11 protein-coding genes are annotated in these 17671 nt (G+C 72.1%); 6 read left to right on the top strand and 5 right to left on the bottom strand.

Going from position 1 to position 17671, the window contains the following annotated elements:
• Positions 1-14: 14 nt before the first annotated feature.
• Positions 15-587 carry a hypothetical protein gene (locus HQQ79_RS11490; RefSeq protein WP_173034450.1) on the top strand — a complete coding sequence of 191 codons (573 nt, stop codon included), beginning with the start codon at positions 15-17 and terminating at the stop codon, positions 585-587.
• Positions 587-3100 (top strand): hypothetical protein, encoded by a 2514-nt coding sequence (locus tag HQQ79_RS11485; protein ID WP_173034442.1) that lies wholly within the window; start codon positions 587-589, stop codon positions 3098-3100. Before HQQ79_RS11490 ends, HQQ79_RS11485 begins: the two co-directional genes overlap by 1 nt.
• 165 nt (positions 3101-3265) lie before the next feature.
• Here HQQ79_RS11485 and HQQ79_RS11480 read toward each other — a convergent pair whose 3' ends face one another.
• Positions 3266-4585, bottom strand: coding sequence for a glycosyltransferase (locus tag HQQ79_RS11480; protein ID WP_173034440.1), 1320 nt, complete (start codon positions 4583-4585; stop codon positions 3266-3268).
• Between the two features lie 142 nt (positions 4586-4727).
• Here HQQ79_RS11480 and HQQ79_RS11475 point away from each other — a divergent pair, with 142 nt between their 5' ends.
• Together HQQ79_RS11475 and HQQ79_RS11470 are read left to right on the top strand one after the other, a co-directional pair.
• Positions 4728-7217 carry a glycosyltransferase gene (locus HQQ79_RS11475; RefSeq protein ID WP_071244354.1) on the top strand — a complete coding sequence of 830 codons (2490 nt, stop codon included), beginning with the start codon at positions 4728-4730 and terminating at the stop codon, positions 7215-7217.
• Entirely contained in the window at positions 7214-7960 is a 747-nt protein-coding gene (locus HQQ79_RS11470) for a polyprenol monophosphomannose synthase (RefSeq protein ID WP_173034438.1), read from the top strand. The genes HQQ79_RS11475 and HQQ79_RS11470 overlap by 4 nt, the downstream gene beginning before the upstream one ends.
• 108 nt (positions 7961-8068) lie before the next feature.
• On the opposite strand, the gene HQQ79_RS11465 is transcribed toward HQQ79_RS11470, so the two are convergent.
• Together HQQ79_RS11465 and HQQ79_RS11460 are read right to left on the bottom strand one after the other, a co-directional pair.
• Positions 8069-9931 carry a hypothetical protein gene (locus HQQ79_RS11465; RefSeq protein ID WP_173034436.1) on the bottom strand — a complete coding sequence of 621 codons (1863 nt, stop codon included), beginning with the start codon at positions 9929-9931 and terminating at the stop codon, positions 8069-8071.
• Between the two features lie 120 nt (positions 9932-10051).
• Positions 10052-11353 (bottom strand): O-antigen ligase, encoded by a 1302-nt coding sequence (locus tag HQQ79_RS11460; RefSeq protein WP_081827387.1) that lies wholly within the window; start codon positions 11351-11353, stop codon positions 10052-10054.
• Between the two features lie 90 nt (positions 11354-11443).
• Here HQQ79_RS11460 and HQQ79_RS11455 point away from each other — a divergent pair, with 90 nt between their 5' ends.
• On the top strand, positions 11444-12820 hold the full coding sequence (locus HQQ79_RS11455; protein WP_173034434.1) for a hypothetical protein: 1377 nt from the start codon (positions 11444-11446) through the stop codon (positions 12818-12820).
• 37 nt (positions 12821-12857) lie between these two features.
• On the opposite strand, the gene HQQ79_RS11450 is transcribed toward HQQ79_RS11455, so the two are convergent.
• Both HQQ79_RS11450 and HQQ79_RS11445 read right to left on the bottom strand, forming a co-directional pair.
• The gene (locus HQQ79_RS11450; protein WP_173034431.1) at positions 12858-14258 is read right to left on the bottom strand and encodes an O-antigen ligase; all 1401 of its coding nucleotides are present in this window, start codon (positions 14256-14258) and stop codon (positions 12858-12860) included.
• Entirely contained in the window at positions 14255-16399 is a 2145-nt protein-coding gene (locus HQQ79_RS11445) for an acyltransferase family protein (protein ID WP_173034429.1), read from the bottom strand. Before HQQ79_RS11445 ends, HQQ79_RS11450 begins: the two co-directional genes overlap by 4 nt.
• 45 nt (positions 16400-16444) lie before the next feature.
• Between HQQ79_RS11445 and manA the strand changes: the two genes are divergently transcribed.
• Positions 16445-17653 (top strand): mannose-6-phosphate isomerase, class I, encoded by a 1209-nt coding sequence (gene manA, locus HQQ79_RS11440; protein WP_173034427.1) that lies wholly within the window; start codon positions 16445-16447, stop codon positions 17651-17653.
• The last annotated feature ends 18 nt before the right edge of the window (positions 17654-17671 follow it).

The raw sequence follows: 17671 nt of genomic DNA, 5'->3' as shown, positions 1-17671 counted from the left end.
GACGGCCCGAAAGCATGCAGCTTGCTCCACGGTCGATCGCTGCGCTCGCGGTGGTCGGTGCTCTCAGTCTCTTCGCGGCGGGGTGTTCCTCCGGCGACGACCCCCGACCCTCGCCCAGCGCGACGCGGACGGCCAGCGCGACCCCGACGACGTCGACGAGTGCGACCCCCTCGACCCCCTCGACGCCCGAGTCGACCCAGCCGACCGCGGAGCCGTCCGACGACGACGTCCCGACGGCCTTCCCGGGCAGCGGCGAGACCCCGCAGCCCGACGTCGACCCCGGTGACTTCCCGGCGACGGCGGTCGTCACGTTCTCCGGATGGGACGCGGGTAGCAAGACGCTCCAGGCGGGCGGTCTGGTGTCCGGCACCACCGACGCCTCGGGGACCTGCACCTTCCAGGCGAAGAAGGGCGGCGTCACCCGCAGCGCGACGAGCACGGCGCAGGCCAGCGCCTCGTCCGTGAACTGCGCGCAGGCGTCGTTCCCCGCGAGCCAGGTGTCGACCGGCACGTGGTCCATCACCCTGAAGTACTCGGTCGGGTCGAAGTCGACCACGTCCGAGCCGATGACGGCGGAGGTGCCGTGATGCGTTCCATCCTCGACCGTGGCGGTCGCCGTCGACCCCTGCGTGCGGTGCTCGGCATGACCGCCGCCCTGGCGATCGCGGTGAGCGGCCTGACCATCGGCACGATCGTGTCCGAGCAGACGACGACCGAACCGGCCTCGGCCGCGGTCCCCGCGAACTTCGACCCGGGCAACATCATCAGCGACGCCAACTTCTACGACGGCGACGCGATGAGCGGATCGGCCGTCCAGTCGTTCCTCAACAGCGTCGCACCGAACTGCAAGCGCGCCTCGGGCGGCCCGGCCTGCCTGAAGGACTTCACGCAGAACATGAGCGCCATCGGGGTCGTCCCGAACCGGTGCTCGGCGATCCCCGGCGGCAACAAGTCCGCCGCCACGGTCATCGCCCAGGTGGGTGCCGCGTGCGGGATCAGCCAGAAGGTGCTGCTGGTCCTGCTGCAGAAGGAGCAGGGCATCGTCGCGACGAACTCGCCGACGAGCTACATGTACCTGCACGCCACCGGCTTCGCGTGCCCGGACACCGCCCCGTGCGACCCGGCGTACTACGGCTTCGGCCAGCAGGTCTACGCCGCGGCACTGCAGTTCAAGCGCTACCAGGCGTCGCCGACGTCGTGGGCGTACCAGGCGGGTCGCAACAACTCGATCCTCTACAACCCGAACGCGGCGTGCGGGCGCAAGACGGTCTACATCAAGAACCAGGCGACCGCGGGCCTGTACATCTACACCCCGTACACGCCGAACACGGCGGCGATGTCGAACCTCTACGGCACCGGTGACTCCTGCTCGGCCTACGGCAACCGCAACTTCTGGCGGATGTACACCGACTGGTTCGGGTCGCCCACGGGCGGTTCCTCGCCGATCGGGCACGTCGACTCGCAGTCCGGCAACGTGGGCGGCACCATCGCCGTGCGCGGCTGGACGGCCGATCCGGACACCACCGCCTCGATCAAGGCGCAGTTCTACGTCGACGGCGTCGGCAAGGCGTCGGTGGTGGCCGACGCGAACCGCACCGACCTGGCCTCGCGCCTCGGCTCGGGCAACACCGCACACGGCTTCCAGACGACGCTCACGGGCATCACGCCGGGCAAGCACACCGTCTGCGTCTTCGGCATCAACGTCGGCGCGGGCGCGAACACGCTGCTCAACTGCGGTGACGTCACCGTCCCGGCCGCGGCCCCGGTGGGCAGCCTCGAGACCGTCACCGGCGGCACCGGCACGATCGCGGTGAGCGGGTGGGCGCTCGACCGGGACTCGTCCGCCGCGACCGCCTACAAGGTGCAGGTCGACGGTGTCGGCGCGATCTCGGCGACCGCCGACGTCCAGCGGACCGACATCGCCGCGAAGTACCCGGGTGCCAGCAGCACGGTCGGTTTCTCCAGGACGATCCAGAACGTCGCGGCGGGATCGCGGACGGTGTCGCTCTGGACCCAGGACAAGCCGGGCGCGACCTGGGTGCGCGTGGCGCAGAAGGCCGTCACCGTCACGGCGTCGACGGGGACCTCCGGCGCCGTGAAGGGCTCGTTCGAGTCGGCCACCGGCGGCATCGGTTCGGTCGCGTTGAAGGGCTGGGCGATCGACCCGGACACGTACGCGCCGGTGCGGTACAAGATCCACGTCGACGGTGCCGGAGCGGCGGCCGGGAGCGCGAGCGCTGCCCGCAGCGACGTCGCGAAGTCCTACCCGAAGTGGGGATCGTCGCACGGCCTGGCGACCACGCTCACCGGCCTCACCCCCGGCAAGCACACGGTCACCCTCTGGTGGCAGGACCTGCCGAGCGGCACCTACGGCAGCGCCGGGACGAAGACCGTCACGGTCGCGGCCCCGCCGTCGACCGGCACCACGGGCAAGACCGGCGCCGTCACCGGCTCGTTCGAGCAGGCCACCGCCGGTCCGAACACCGTGGCCCTGAAGGGCTGGGCGATCGACCCGGACCGCTACGACCCGGTCAAGTACAAGATCCACCTCGACGGCGTCGGTGCCGCCGCGGGCAGCGCGAACGCGGTCCGCGCGGACATCGCCGCCGCCAAGCCCGGGTGGGGTGACGACCTCGGGCTCGCGGTCACCCTCACCGGCGTCAAGGCGGGCACCCACACGGTGACGGTCTGGTACCAGGACCTGCCCGGCGGGAACTACGTCAGCTTCGGCACGAAGTCCGTGACCGTGCAGGACGCCGTCCCCGCACCCACCGGCAAGACCGGAGCCGTGTACGGCGCCTACGACGCCGCGACGGGCGGTCGGGGGACCGTCGCCGTCAAGGGCTGGGCGATCGACCCGGACACGTTCGCCCCGGTGAGGTACAAGATCCACCTCGACGGCGTCGGCGCGGCCTCCGGCACGGCGAACGCGGTCCGGACCGACGTGGAGCGGGCACACCCGGGATGGGGTTCCGACGTCGGTCTGGCGACGACGCTCAGCGGCGTCAAGCCGGGCAAGCACACCGTGCGCATCTGGTACCAGGAGCTGCCGGGCGGGGCCTACAAGGACTTCGGCACCAAGACGGTGACGGTCTCGTAGCGGGGCCGGGACGACGGAACGCAAGGCTCCCCACCGGGCACGGCCGGTCCGCCGCTGGCACGTCGGCCCGGAACCGGCCGGCGTGGGCCCAGCTGCCAGCTGGCACCGCGCCTCCCGTTCCGTCGCCGTCCCGTCCGGGGCGCACGCAGCCTCGCGGCAGCGGGGTCAGCCGCGGCGCCGGAGGGCTCGTGCCACGCCGCCGAGCCGGTCGAGGGCACGGAACTCGGCGGAGTGGGTGAGGGCGTCGTACCGGGTGGCGATCGCGTCACGCTCGGCCTCGGCGTGCCGTCGCGCGGCCTCGGCGTCCTGTCGGGCCCGGTCCAGGACCGCGACCGCCTCCTCGGACACGATGAGCCGGCGGTTGATGTCGTCGACCCCGGCGCGGTGCACGTCGCGCTCCTGCTCGGTCGCGCGCAGGACCTCGCGCTGCAGTGCCGCCCACCGCAGCAGCGGGTGCCGCGCGCCCGAGCGGGTCGCTGCCCGCTCCAGCGCCGCGTCGAGCGACGGCGCGACCTGTTCGGCTCGTCGGGCGTACGAGTGGCGTTCCACGACCACGTTCCGGAGCCGTTCGGCGCGTTCGTCGCGCTCGTCGGCAGGCATCGCGATCGCGCGCTCGAGCGAGGCGGCATCGGTGAAGACCGGGACGTCGGCCAGGCCGAGCTCGTCGAGACCGAGCGCGCAGTTCGTCACCGGCAGCGCGCCGCACGCGAGCGACTCGTACAGCCGTGAGTTGAGGGTGCCGAACTCGGCGGCCGGCGCGATGACGTCGTCGACGACGAACGCGGCGGCCCGGTAGACCTCGGGCAGGGCGAAGTACGACACCGCCGGCCGGAGCTCGACGCCCGGGGCGGCATCGACGTGCTCCACGTTGGCGGCGAACCAGACGACGGGCTCGGCCGGCGCCACCTGCTGCAGCACGTCCTGCACGCCGCGCCGGGCACCCCAGAAGTTGACGGTGGTGACGGTGCGTCCGGTCCGCGGGCCGGGCGTCCCGTCCACGTCGGGCCGGAACAGGTCGAGGTCGACGCCGATCGGGACCACCTCGACGGGGACGTCGACCACCTCGGACAGGGCGTCGCGGGCGATCGAGGACGACGCCCACACGGCGTCGAACTCGGCGAGGGAGGGCGACGATGCCCACTGTGCCGTCCAGTTGCGCACCCACGCCACCGTGGCGGTCCGGGACGGCACGAGTCCGGGGATGAACGACTCGATCATGCTGACGAGCACGGTGGTGTCGTCGGGGACGTCCTCGGCCCAGCGGCGGATCGGCCACAGGTCCACGCCCCAGCCGTGCGCACGCAGCGCCCGGGCGAGCCCGAGCGCGACGAACAGGTCGCCCTTGCCCTCGGTGGTGTCGTCCGTCGACACCGCGAAGCGGATCGTCCCCCTGCTGCCCGTCGCGTGGTCGCCACGAGCGATCGCGTCGTACTCGGCGGCGAGCGGGGACGGGGCGGGGGCCGTGGGGATCGAGTGGTGCGTCACGGTGCCCATTGTGCCCGACCCGGGCACGACCTCCGCGGAGCGCCGTGCTGCGCCTTGTAGGGTGTTGTCGGCCGTCGGGCATCCTCGACGGCCGGATCACCGACCCATGCCGCGCCCGCGGCTGCAGCTGGAGGAACTCGCCGTGACAGAGCGCAAGCCAGGAGTCGTGTCCGTCGTTCTCGTGAACTACAAGGGCACGGACGACACACTGACGAGCATCGCCGAGCTCCGCAAGCAGGACTGGCCGCAGGACCGGCTCGAGGTCATCGTCGTGGACAACGGCTCCGGCCCCGAGCACGTCGGACGGCTCAAGGCCTCCGACCTCGACTTCACGTTCGTCGACTCCGGTGCCAACCTCGGGTTCACGGGCGGCTGCAACCTCGGCGTCGAGCACTCCTCCGGCGAGATCGTGGCGTTCCTGAACAACGATGCCCGTCCGGACACCGGCTGGGTGCGCGAGGCGATGGCGACTTTCGCCGCCGGCGCGGACATCGGTGCCGTGGCATCGAAGGTCCTCGACTGGGAAGGCGTCAACGTCGACTTCACCGAGGCCGCGATGACTTGGTACGGCATGGGCTACAAGCCCTTCGCCGGGTCGCCGGACACCGGCCGCTGGGAATCCGAGACCGACGTGCTGTTCGGCACGGGTGCGGCGATGTTCATCCGTGCGGAGCTGTTCGAGCAGCTCGGCGGGTTCGACGACCGCTACTTCATGTTCTACGAGGACGTCGACCTGGGATGGCGCCTCAACCTGCTCGGGTGGCGCTTCCGCTACCAGCCGAAGTCGGTCGCGTTCCACAAGCACCACGCGTCGATGAACAAGTTCGGCGACTTCCGCGAGACGTACCTGCTCGAGCGGAACGCGCTCTTCACCCTGTACAAGAACCTCGGTGACGAGCAGCTCGCGGCGGCACTGCCGGGATCGCTCGCGCTGGCTGTCCGTCGGGCCGTCGGCCGCGGTGAACTCGACTCCACCGAGCTCGACCTCCGCAACCCGGGCGACGACAGCGTCCCGACCATCCCGGTGCCGAAGACGAGCATGGCGGGCATCTACGGCGTCGACCAGTTCGTCGAGCAGCTGCCCTCGATGACCGAGTCGCGCCGCGCGATCCAGGCGAGCCGTGTCCGCAGTGACCGCGAGCTCCTGCGCCTGTTCGGCAACCGTGACGAGCCCGCGTACCCGATCGAGAACTACCTGGCCGGCTACGACAAGATCGTGCACTCGCTCGGCGTGCTCGAGGTGGGGACCCGTCGTCGCGTCCTCATCATCACCGGCGACTCGATCGGCGAGAAGATGGCCGGCCCGGCGATCCGCGCCACCCAGATGGCGAAGCAGCTCGCGAACGAGCACGACGTGCGTGTGATCAGCCTCACGCGCTCGTCGCAGATCGACCCGACGTACGACGTCGTCACCGTGCCGCACCGTCACCCGCGGCAGATGGTCGAGCACGAGGCGTGGGCGGACGTCATCATCGTCCAGGGCCACGCGCTCCGGCTGTTCCCGGTGCTCGAGTCCACGCGCAAGATCCTCGTCGTCGACGTCTACGACCCGTTGCACCTCGAGCAGCTCGAGCAGGGCCGCAGCGACGACGTCGACCAGTGGAACCGTCAGATCCTCGACGCCTCGGACACGCTGAACCACCAGCTCGAGCTCGGCGACTACTTCATCTGCGCCTCGGAACGGCAGCGGATGTTCTGGCTCGGCCAGCTCGCCGGGTCCGGGCGGGTGAACGCGCGGACGTACTCGCGCGATCCCGACCTGCGCTCGCTCATCGGCGTCGTGCCGTTCGGCCTCTCCTCGACGCCGCCCGTGCACGACCAGCAGCGGGTCAAGGGCGTGGTGCCGGGCATCGGCAAGACCGACAAGCTCGTCGTGTGGGGTGGCGGGATCTACGACTGGTTCGACCCGATCACGCTCGTGCGCTCGATCGGCCGGCTCGCCGAGCGGAAGCCGAACGTCAAGCTGTTCTTCATGGGCGTGCAGCACCCGAACCCGGACGTGCCCGAGATGGACATCGTCGCCAAGGTGCGTGCCGAGGCCGACGCCCTCGGACTCACGGGCACGAACGTCTTCTTCAACGACGCCTGGATCCCGTACGAGGAGCGCGGTGCGTACCTGCTCGAGGCCGACGCCGGTGTCTCGACGCACTACGAGCACCTCGAGACGACGTTCTCGTTCCGCACCCGGATCCTCGACTACCTGTGGGCCCGTCTGCCGATCGTGACGACCGCCGGTGACTCCTTCGGTGACCTGGTCGCTGCCGAGAAGCTCGGGATCGCCGTGCACGAGCAGGACATCGACGGCCTCGCCGACGCGCTGGAGACCGCGCTCTTCGACAAGAAGGCCCGCGCCGAGTTCATCGGCAACGTCGACCGCATCCGCGAGCAGTTCACGTGGGAGAACGTCCTCGCGCCGCTCGTCGAGTTCTGCCGGAACCCCGTCCGTGCGGCCGACAAGTCGGTGCGCGACACCGTCTCGGCCGTCGAACCGCACCAGATGCGCGTGCGCGTGCCCGAGCGCAAGCCGCTGTCGGGCGTCCGCTACGACGTCGGCCGTGCTGTGCACTACTTCCGCACCGAGGGTCCGCGCAGCGTCGCGGGCAAGATCAAGCGGCGCCTGACGAACCGGTGACGCCGGCACCGGCCTCGGCCCTCGTCGTCGTCCCGACGTACGACGAGGCCGAGAACGTCCGTGCGGTCACGGCCGCCGTGCTCCGGGCGGTGCCGACGGCGCACGTCCTGGTGGTCGACGACGGCAGCCCCGACGGCACGGCAGGGGTGGTCCGCGACATCGCTTCGACGGACCCGCGGGTGCACCTGGTCGAGCGCAGCGGCAAGCTCGGCCTGGGCACCGCCTACGTCGCCGGGTTCCGGTGGGGACTCGAGCGCGAGTACCCGCTGCTCGTCGAGATGGACGCCGACGGCTCGCACCCCTCCGACCGGCTGCCGGCGTTGCTCGACGCCGTCCGCGACGACGAGTCGGTCGCCCTCGCGATCGGGTCGCGCTGGGTCCCGGGCGGGTCGGTGGTGGACTGGCCGCTGTCGCGGCAGGCGCTGAGCCGGAGCGCGAACACCTACGCCCGGATCCTGCTCGGCGTCGCCGTGCGGGACGTCACGGCGGGCTTCCGCGCCTACCGGGCCGAGTCGCTCGCGCGCATCGACCTCGACACGGTGGACTCGAAGGGTTACTGCTTCCAGATCGACATGACCCTGCGGGTCGACGACCTGGGCGGACGGATCGTCGAGGTGCCGATCCGGTTCCGCGATCGTGTGCACGGGGTCTCGAAGATGAGCCGTTCGGTCGTCGTCGAGGCCATGGTCCGCGTCACCCGGTGGGGACTCCAGCGCCGCTTCCGGCGCCGGCCGCGCGCCTGACGGCACGGCTGATCCGCCCGCCCCGCGACGGCGGTGTCCCGGCACGTCGCCGGGCAGGAGGCGCGGTGCGGGCGGGCACCGCGCCTCCGGTCCGGCGCTCGTCGCGGCTCAGACGCAGGTGACGTCGCGGTCCTGGTCGTCGACCACGTACTGCACCATCCGGACCTGGCTGCCGGCGGTCAGCCCGGCACCGGAGCACGCCTTCTGCGCGGCCGCCACCCCGTCCTCGCCGACGGCGAGCCAGCTCGGCAGTCCGCGCAGGGGCGACGACGTCGGCACGGTGCCGACGATCTGCGAGAACTGGTACCCGGTGGAGTAGATACCGACGGTGGACACCCCGGCGGCCCGCAGGGCGGCGACCATGCCCTCGATGTCCGCGCGGTTCTGCGTCTGGTGGTCCTTCGCATCGGCGGCCGTCAGCCAGGACAGCCCCGTCTCGACGTCGATCCACCAGCGGTGGGAGGACGGGTTCGGGACCCCACGGGTGTGGGTGTCCTCGTACGCTCGGGTGTAGCCGTACATGAAGGAACACGCCTGGTCGTAGCCGCCGGTGCAGGTACCGTACGGGTTCGTGACCGTCGTGCCACCCGGGTCGCGGTTCGTCCGCGGCCAGACCGACGCGGCCTTTCCGGGGTTCGCGGCGAGCACGTAGAGCTGCGTCGCCGGCTGCGACGTCCCGCCCGTGGACCCGGCTGCCCACGCGAGCTGCGGGGCGAGCGAGGGGTTGTCCTGGTTCGGCAGCGAACCGTTCACACCGACGATCCCGAACGCCTGGCCGACGGGGTAGTCCGACGGCGAACCGCCCTGCGGCCACGAGACGTCGGCGCCGAAGCCGGTCCCGCTCGAGCCGTCCAGGAAGTACCCGGCGACGTCGAGGTGGAGCTGCGCCGAGCCGCGCGAGACCTTGGCCTGCACCCGGCGGTCGACGCTCGACCCGGTGACCTTGGCCATCACGAGGTTCGCGACGGGCCGCCCGGCGTCGAACAGCTGCGTCGCCACCTGGGGGTCCTGTCCGGCCGGCGTGAGGCGCAGGTACCCGGCCGTCGTGGGCTTCGTGACCTCGGCGTTGGCGACGACGGCGGTCGCGGTGCCCGGGACCCCGGCCACGCCGGAGAGCCGGACGGTGCCCGCGGTCGTCGACACGGCTCCGGCGAAGGGGCGCGTGGTGTCGATCGGCACGAACACCGAACCGGTCGACGCGTTCGAGTAGTACCCGGCGACGTCCATGAAGACGGTCCCCGATCCCTTCGAGAGCTTCACCTGCGCCGCACCGCCGACGAGCTTCACGATGGCGAGGTTCGACAGCGACTGCCCGGCCGAGTACAGCTGCGTGACGACCTGCGGGTCCTGCCCGGCGGGCGTCACCCGGACGTAGCCCGCCGTCGTCGGCCCACTGACCTCGACGTTGACGGCGACGGCCGTGGCGTCGGCGGGGATCCCGCCGCGGCCGGCGAGCGGCACGGGGACGGGGGTGGTGCCGACCGGGCCGCTGAACACGCGCGCGGCGTCCAGCGGGGTGTACGTCGCGCCGGCGCCGTCGGCGTAGTAGCCGGCGACGTCGAAGTACCCGCTCGCGGTGCCCGCTGAGAGCTTCGCCTGGATCGACCCGTTCACCAGGCGGACGGTCACGAGGTTCGCGATCGTCTGGCCGGCCGCGAAGTCCTGGGTGGCCACGGTGGCGTCCTTGCCGGCCGGCGTCACCCGCACGTAGCCGGCGGCCGTCGGCTTCGCGACCTCGACGTTGACGACGACGGCGGTCGCGTTCGTCGGCACCCCGGCCGAACCGGCGATCTTCACGGCCTTCGGCGTCGTGCCGAGCGCGCCCGACCACACGCGCGTCGTGTCGATCGGCGTGTAGCGACCGGTCGCCGGAGCTGCGGCGTCGGCCGCGGTCGCGGGTGCGACGACGGCGACGCCGGTGGCGACGAGCGCGGTGGTCAGGACGAGAGCGAGGCGGCGGTGCAGGCGCATGTGGTGCTTCCTTGACGACGAGGACCGTCCCCCTGACGGTCCCGGGCAGTCTAGGGGCACCCGGTGACGGGAGCGCGTTCGACGGCGCGGTGGTGTGTCCGTCGGCACACGGCCCGGCGATCAGGTGCGTGGCAGGTGCCGACGCCACGACCGACGTCGTGCCGCGATGACGAGGACGGCCACGAAGACCATCAGGCCCGCGCCGTGCAGCAGGTAGCTCTCCGCCGTGCTGGTGACCGCGAGGAGCACCAGGACGGCGGCCGGCCACACGTAGGCGACGCCGGGGAACGTCGTCGCCGTCACCCACGCGCGTGCGAACGCGAGCACGGCCGTCAGCCCGAGGATGATCGTGCCGGCGAGACCGATCTGCAGCCACGCGTCGATGAACGCGTTCAGCCCGGACGTGAACCGGTGCCCGGCGGGGTCGATGAAGGTGACGTACGGGACGACTGCCTCCCGGGGCCAGGTCCCCACCCAGCCCCAGCCCTGGATCGGGTACTGGCCGATGAACACTCTGATCTGCGACCACAGGTCGAGCCGTGTCGCGGTACCGCCCGCTGCGCCGATCTCGGCGAGGACCCGGTGGCGGGCGAGCACGGCGACGGCGACCATGAGCAGCACCGTCCCGCCCAGGACCCCGTTGACCACGGGCCGTGTCGTCGGGCGGGCGTGCCGCAGCGACCACAGTGCGAGGGCGGTGACCGCGAGGGCGATCATCGCCAGACCGGTGATGGGGGACTGCACCAGCATCAGCGCGATCACGGCGAGGGCGACGGACCCGATCGCCCGCCAGGTGGTCACCGAGCGGGTGAGGAACTCGACGACGAAGGTGACGAGGGCCATCGCCGCGATGAACCCCATGAAGTTGCGGGTGCCGCCGATGCCCTGGATCGGGCCGCCGTAGGCGATGGTGCCCTGGATCCCGAACGCGGGGATCGGCAGGTCGAGGACGAGCCCGGACAGGACCTCGAGGCCGAGCGCGGCGACGAGCAGGATGCGGAAGGCGTCGCCGGACGCCCGGATGAGCTGCACCAGGTCGCGGCCGAGCGCCAGGTACAGGCCGAGGCCGATGAAGCAGACGGTGCTGACGAGCCCCCGCAGGGCGACCCACGAGTACTCGCTCCAGAGCACGCTCAGGGCGCAGTAGCCGACGAGGGCCAGGAGCGACAGCGGGAGGACCCCGTGCCACTCGATCCGGTAGCGCTGGCCGAGCAGGCTGAGCCCGGCGAGGACGACGAGGGCGACGAGCACGGCCCAGACCCCGGCACGGCCGACGAGCGCCTCGACCGTCGGCTGGCCGAAGGCGAACAGGACGATGACCGTCGCGAGCGCCTGGCTGAACCGTCCACCGGCGGAGAACCCGACCCACGCGGAGAGGTAGCGGCGCGCGAGCACACGCTTCGTCAACCGTCCGTCCGTCACCCGACCATCTTGGCGCACGCACCTCGGAGCCGGGCATCGCGGAGCGTCGATATCGCTGATCCGTGATGAACCGGCTAGCGTCGTCCGACGATGCAGCGCCCCGCGAGCACGATCCCCCGCCCGTTCCACGCCCTCGGCGCGGTCGGCGCGGTCGGCGCCGCACTCGTGGTCGGCGTGGTCGTGGCCGCGCTCACGTGGTGGCGCCTCGGTCCGGCGACCCGGGGGACCGTGTGGGCGGAGGACGGCGGTGTGTTCCTCCGGGAACGCCTCGCCCTCGGCCCGGTCGACTCCCTCCTGCACCCGTACGCCGGGTACCTGCACCTCGTGCCGCGGGTGCTCGTCGACGTCGCCTGGTCGGTGCCCGTCGAGGAGTACGCCCGGGCGCTGTCGGTCGGCGCCTGCCTGGTCGTCGGGGCTGTGGCGGCGACCGTGTTCGTGCTGTCCCGCGAGGTCGTGCCGCAGTGGCCGCTCCGTGCGCTGCTCGCCGCGGTGCCCGCCCTGCTGCCCCTCGCCCCGTTCGAGATCGCCGGGAACGCCGCGAACCTCCACTGGTTCCTGCTGTTCGCGGTGCCGTGGCTGCTCGCGTACCGGGCACGGACCTGGTGGGGCTCCGCCGTCGTCGCCGTCCTGACCGGCCTCGTCGTCCTCTCCGAGCTGCAGGCGGTGCTGTTCCTCCCGCTCCTCGGGCTCGCGTGGTGGCCGCCACGGGATCCGTCCGGAGCCCGGGCGTGGCCCCGCGCCGTCCCGGTCACGGTGGTCGCCCTGACCGGAGGCGTCGCACAGATCGTGACGGCGGCCACCGACCACCGTTCGCGCATCGCGGGCTCGCCGACGATCGCCGACGTGATCGCCGGCTGGGTGCTGCAGCCGGTCGCTGGGATCTGGAACCCCGACGTCGGAGCCGCCGTCCGCTCCGTGGTGACGCACGGCTGGGGCGTCGTGGTCGTCCCCGTCCTGCTCCTGACCGCCGTGCTCGTCGCCGCCGTCGTGGTCGCGCAGTGGCGAGCCCGGTGGGTGATCGTGGCGCTCGCCGTGGCGTCCGGCGGCCTGTGGTGGGCGGCGCTGTACGCCAACGGCGGCGAGGCGCAGCCCTGGGCGGCGCCGACCGCGGCCCTCGCGGCCGTCCCGCCGCTGCGCTACGCCGCTGCGTCCGGCCTGCTGCTGCTCGCCGGCGCAGTCGTCGCGGCGAGCGTCCTGCTGGGGGAGCAGCCGAGGCGGAAGGCCTCGGGCTCGGCGCCGACCCGGTTCGTCCGTCTCCTGACCGGCTGGTGCGTCGTCGCGGTGGTGGTCGTCGCCACGCTGGGCAACGTCGGGCCGGGCCCGACCCGCCGGAGCGATGGTCCGGTGTGGGCGACACAGATCCCGGCGGCGGTCGCGGCGTGCGACGGGGACCCGACGGGTGCGGTCGCCGTCCGGAAAGCACCGTGGCTTGCACGGGTGCCGTGCGCGCGACTGCTCGAGCGCTGACGGCCCCGGTGTGCTCGATCCGTGTCCGGTGAGGCGCTCAGCGCCCGGTCGGCAGCCGGAACTCGCGTCGTGCGGCCGGTGTGCGTGGACCGTCGCCCGTGGAGTGGGGTTCCTCGCCGACCAGGACGATGCGCGTCTTGATCGCGATGAGGGCGAACAGCACCCAGTTGCCCTGGTAGAGCAACCGGGACTCGGCGACGGACTGCACGAGCAGTGCGACGACGACGAGCAGCGGCAGCAGGGACACCGGGTCGAACGGCCGTGGGACCTGCGTCGCCCCGTACCCGATGCGGGTCGCCGACGACCACGAGCGGTTCAGGGTGGTCAGGACGTACATGGCGAACAGGACCAGCCCGATCAACCCCGTCTGCATCCACACGTCCAGGTACGCGTCGTGGGCCTGCAGGTAGGTCACACCCTTCCGGTGCGCCAGGTCGGCCAGCGTCGGGATGCTCGGCCACCAGTACCCGATCCAGCCCCACCCGAGCACCGGGTGCTGATCGACCAGGCCGAGGACGCGGTCCCAGATCTGCCCGCGGCCCGTCGCGTCGGCACCCTTGCCGAGCAGCTCCGAGACGGCTCCGCTCGCCGCTGACGAGACCACGGCGACCACCGCGGCCCCGAGCAGGACGACCAGGTACCTGGGGGTCCGCCGCTCGGTCGGGACGCTCCGGATCCACAGCGCGACGACGAGGACGACCACGACGACGAGCGCCGCGACGAGCACGGTGGACGACCGCGTGAGGGCGAGCACCAGGGCGGCCAGGACCAGCCAGCCGACGGCACGGTTCCGCCGGATGCGCCCCTCGGCGAACTGCACGGCGACGGCGATGGCGACGAGCAGGGCCACCATGGCGAGCAGGTTCGCGTTGCCGGGCAGACCCTGGATGCGTCCGCCGGTCAGGAGCTCGGCCCGCGAGAAGTAGAACGCGTCCGGGATGTCCCGGTCGCCGTAGTCGGTCCAGACCGGCACGATCGGGTGGCGCACGACCACGGCCACGAACGCCTCGAACAACAGCGAGACCAGCAGCACCCAGCGCATGGCGAGGCTCAGCGCGTCCAGGATCCGGCGCCAGGTGAGGGTGGACGCGACGGCGAAGGCCACCGCGACGCAGATCACCTGCGCGGTGATGCTGGCGAGCGTCGCGAGACGCCAGTGCGACCACGCCACCGACACCAGGCACCAGCCCAGGAAGAACCAGAGCGCCCAGGGCGTCCGGACGATCGGCGGACGCGCCCGGACCAGGATCGAGACACCCCACGCGGCGACGAGCGCCCAGAGGACCGCCCCGCCCACCCACGTGAGCGTGTTGGGGACGGCGTCCCCGGCGAAGAGCACGAACAGCAGGGTTGCCCCGAAGGAGAACGCCTCGCGCTCGGGGACGGTCCCGCGGGACAGCGGCCAGGTGTTCGTCACGACGTCAGGGTACGTGCTCATCGACGACCGTCGCCGCCGAACGTGTCGAGTGCGCCGGCGATCTCGTCGCCGAGGTACGGGGCCAGGGTCACCGCGAAGGTGTTCGTCAGGTGGGTCCGGTCACGGTGCACGAGCACGCCGCCGATGACCGCCGGGCAGATCGTGTCGGTGCAGTAGTAGCGCGACAGGTCGATCAGGCGCGCCTTGTCCGGCATCCGGGCGACCGCCTGCTCGGAGCCGTCGAACAGGGTGAACCCGACCGAACGGCTGGAGTCGCACTCGTCGGTGGTCGGTCCGGACATCTGCCCCACGCAGGCCACGATGTCCGGTCGCGCGCCCGGGTTGTCGCGCAGCGCCACGATCGGGATCCCGACGTCGGCCGCGGCCTGCCACGCCTGCACCAGGCCGCCGACGACGGCGTCCTCCTCGGACTCGCCGGCCGCCGGCTCGACCGGCCCGTTGCCGGTCGAGTGCGTCACGATCACACCGTCGAGGTCCCGGTGGGAGCGGAGGTACGCCATCGCGTTCTGCTTCCAGGCGTTGCAGTCGTCGACCTGCTTCTGCGAGCCAGCGCTCTGCACCGCCGTGGTGAGGTAGCAGCTCTGGTGCCCGGCGACGTCGATGCGCCAGTTGCGCGCCTCGGCGATCTTCTCGTACGTGTCCACGAAGACGTTGTTGTGCGAGTCGCCGATCGCGATGAGGTGCTTCGTGTATCCGGACTTCGGGCCGAGCGCGCAGACGTTGAACGCACTCGAGTCGTTCGACCAGCACGCCGGCCGGTTCGAGTCGTCCTCCAGGGCGTTCGCGGGAGCGGGGACGCGGACCGCCGCGAGCGCCGGGTTGACGCAGGGATCGGACGACGAGATCAGTGCCGCCGCTCCGAAGCACCGGACGTCACCGGTGCTCAGGCGCTCCTGGAACTCGGCCGCCTGGACCTGCTGCACGTGCAGGGCGGTGAGCGACGCGGCACCGAGCGCCACGACGAGGGCGGTGCTGACGACGCCGTACAGCGCGACCCGCCGCGGGCGGAGCGACCGCATCCGCGCGGAGAACCGCAGGGGTTCCTCGATGCCGAGCGTCGTCACGGCGGCGACCACGACCGAGCCGACCAGGATCGCGAGCCGGTCCTTCGTCGTGAGGTCGTGGCGGAGCACGATCGGCAGCAGGACGACCGCGGGCCAGTGCCAGAGGTAGACCGCGTAGGAGATCCGGCCGAGGAACGCGACCGGGGTGGACCGGCCGACGCGCTGCAGGCCGGAGTGCCCACCGAACAGCACGACGAGCGTGGCCGACACGACGGGCAGGGCCGCGGCGATGCCCGGGAACGGCGTCGACGCGGTGATGGCGAACAACGACACCACCAGCCCGGCTGCGCCGAGCCACGCGCCGACGATGCGCACCGACCGCGCCGGCGTCGTCCGCGGTGCCGTCAGGGGGAGGGTCGCGGCGAGGCCGCCGAGCGCGAACTCCCACGCCCTGGTCGCCGTCGAGAAGTACGCGACACCCGGGGCCGTCTGCGTCTGGATGATGCTCCACGCGAGCGACAGCACGACCACGGTCCCCAGGAGCACCCGGGTGACGGTGACCGGGTCGGCACCCGATCGGCGCATGCGGCGAGCAGCCCACAGTGCGGCGAGCAGGAGGAGCGGGAGCGCGATGTAGAACTGCTCCTCGACCGACAGCGACCAGAAGTGCTGGAACGGCGACGGTCGGTTGCCCTGCGCCAGGTAGTCGACCGAGTCGGCTGCCAGCTGCCAGTTCTGCACGTACACCGTCGACGCGATGAGCTCGCGTCCGTACTGCCCCCAGAGCGCGCTCGGCACCCACAGCAGGACGGCGGAACCGGTCGCGACGATGGTGATGAACGCCCCGGGCAGCAGCCGTTTCGCGCGGCGCGCCCAGAACCCGGCGAGCCCGATCCGGCCGGTGGCGGTGAGCTCGCGGAGCAGGTGTCCGGTGATGAGGAAACCCGAGATGACGAAGAACACGTCGACGCCGACGAACCCGCCGGGCAGACGTGCCGGCCAGAGGTGGTAGAGCACGACCGCCAGGACCGCGAACGCGCGGAGCCCCTGGATGTCCCACCGGGTCGGGTCGGTCGACCGGGGCGAAGAGGTGCGGAGGGTTCCTCGGGTCGGCGGTTCCACCGTGCTTGCAGACATCGCGGAGATTCTAGTGTCGCGCGCCGCGCCGGTAGGCTCTGGCCCATGTTCCTCGGCATCACGAACACCCCCCGCGACTACGCCTGGGGCTCGGTCACCGCGATCCCGGAGCTCCTCGGCCGCACCGTCACGGGCGCCCCGCAGGCGGAGCTCTGGCTCGGCGCCCACGCCGGCAGCCCCAGTGTCGTCGTCAACCCGGCCATGGTCGGCGGGGCCGATACGCTCCGTGACTGGATCGCCGACGAGCCGGAGACCGCACTGGGTCCGGACCGCACCGACCTGCCCTTCCTCCTCAAGGTGCTCGCGGCGGCGGCACCGCTCTCGCTGCAGGCGCACCCGACCCCGGAGCAGGCGGAGGAAGGGTTCGCCCGCGAGGAGCGCGAGGGGATCCCGCTGGACGACTCGTCCCGCAACTACAAGGACCCGTTCCCGAAGCCCGAGCTCGTCGTCGCGCTGAGCGAGCGGTTCGAGGCGCTGAGCGGCTTCCGCCCCGTCGAGGAGACCCTGGCCGAGGTGCGCGTGCTCGACGCCGGCACCGGACGGCTCGGTCCGCTCGAGGTGCACCTGCTGCACGGGCTCGAGGACACCGTCCGCTGGCTCGAGACCGCCGACGAGTCGGCGCTCGCCGTGGTGCAGGCCGCGAGCGACCTGGCCGTCTCGCTCGACGACGACCTGCTCACCCCGAACACCGCGACCGTCCGCGACCTGGCGACCAGCTGGCCCGGTGACCCCGGCATCGTCGTCTCCCTGCTCATGCACCGGGTGACGCTCGCCGCTGGGCAGGCCATGTACCTGCCCGCCGGCAACATCCACGCCTACCTCGACGGGCTCGGTATCGAGCTGATGGCGCCGTCGGACAACGTGCTGCGCGGCGGGCTCACGCCGAAGCACGTCGACGTACCGGAGCTCCTGCGGGTGCTCGACTTCACCGCGTACCCGGCCCCGGTCCTCGAGCCGGAGCGCATCGCCCCGGGCGTCGACCGGTTCGCGCCGGACGGCGTCGGGTTCGCGCTGCTGCGGGTGGACGGCGACGGTCGCCCCGCGGGACTGAGCACCGGCGGCGTCGCCCCGCTGGTCGGCCCGTCGATCGCCGTCTGCACCGAGGGCGTCGTCACGCTCGTCGGTGCGAAGTCCGCCACCCTGCTCCGCAAGGGCGAGTCGTGCTTCGTCACGCCGGACGAGGGCGACGTGACGGTCGAGGCGGACTCGTCGGACGGCATCACGTCCACCGTGTTCATCGCCACCGGCGCCTAGGGCGCGACACCGGCGCCG

The organism is Curtobacterium sp. VKM Ac-2852, assembly GCF_013205045.1.
Classification (GTDB): domain Bacteria; phylum Actinomycetota; class Actinomycetes; order Actinomycetales; family Microbacteriaceae; genus Curtobacterium; species Curtobacterium flaccumfaciens.
Note: the sequence above shows the minus strand (reverse complement) of the source record. Positions and strands in the feature narration are given on the sequence as shown.